Annotated in this window: 1 protein-coding gene; it reads left to right on the forward strand. The window is 61.0% G+C overall.

The features are described from left to right. On the forward strand, nucleotides 1-423 hold a 423-nt coding region (locus ACZYZ9_RS26470; RefSeq protein WP_463829112.1), incomplete at both ends, for a serine/threonine-protein kinase.

The raw sequence follows: 423 nt of genomic DNA on the forward strand, positions 1-423 counted from the left end.
TCGGCGTTGAATGCGGCGCATCGGATCGATTTGGTGCATCGCGATGTCAAGCCGTCCAACATTTTGGTGGCTGAGGATGATTTTGCGTATCTGATCGATTTCGGGATCGCCCGTAGTGCGGGGGAGACGTCGTTGACCAGTACGGGCAATGTGATCGGGAGTTGGGCGTATCTGGCTCCGGAGCGGATGACGCGGGACAGTACCGATCATCGGGCTGATATCTATGCGTTGACGTGTGTGATGCATGAGTGTTTGACGGGCAGTCAGCCGTTTCCGGGGGACAGTCTCGAGCAGCAGTTGGGTGGGCATCTGACCCAGCCGCCGCCGCGTCCGTCGGTGTTGCGCCACGGCCTGCCCGCCCAACTCGACGCCGTGGTGGCCAAAGGGATGGCCAAAAACCCCGACGACCGCTACGACACCACC

The organism is Mycobacterium sp. IDUB_28, assembly GCF_055419285.1.